Below are 531 nucleotides of genomic sequence, written 5' to 3'. Positions count from 1 at the left end.
TGCACCCAGCGCGGTGGCGCTGGCGGCATCGGCCCAGGAGTTCCAGCCAATCGCGGTGGCGTAGTCGTCGGTCGCCCATGCACCGGCGCCGAACGCCGCCGCACCGGTGCCACTGGCACGGGCCGGAATCAGACCGAAGAAGGTCGACCCACCGATGGCGACGCTTTCATCGCCGGTGGCTTCACTGGATTCACCGAGCGCGACCGCGCTGGCACCGGCGGCGGTCGCCGAGGTGCCAACCGCGGTGGCCAGGCTGTTGGACGCAATCGCGCCGTAACCCAGCGCGTTGGACAGACGACCACTGGCTTCACTGTAGCTGCCGAACGCAGAGGCGCCGGCATCGGAAGCGCTGCTGCGGAAGCCATTGGCGGGGGCCTGCTGGCCGCGTGCCACCGACTCGACGCCGTTGGCCGTGGCATAGGCGCCGCTGGCGACGGCACCGCTACCGACGGCGCTGGCACCGATCTCGCTGGCACTGGCGTTGCTGCCCAGGGCGACACTGTTCTCGCCAGTGGCCTGCGCATTGCTGCC

The 531-nt window shown here is 70.6% G+C and carries 1 pseudogene; it reads right to left on the bottom strand.

Annotated features, from left to right (window positions below):
• Positions 1 to 531 (bottom strand): annotated as a pseudogene (locus tag ACXJKJ_RS32005) (hypothetical protein); the annotation flags it as partial.

This window comes from Roseateles sp. P5_E1 (genome assembly GCF_054049335.1).
This window is presented reverse-complemented; position numbering and strand designations above follow the sequence as displayed.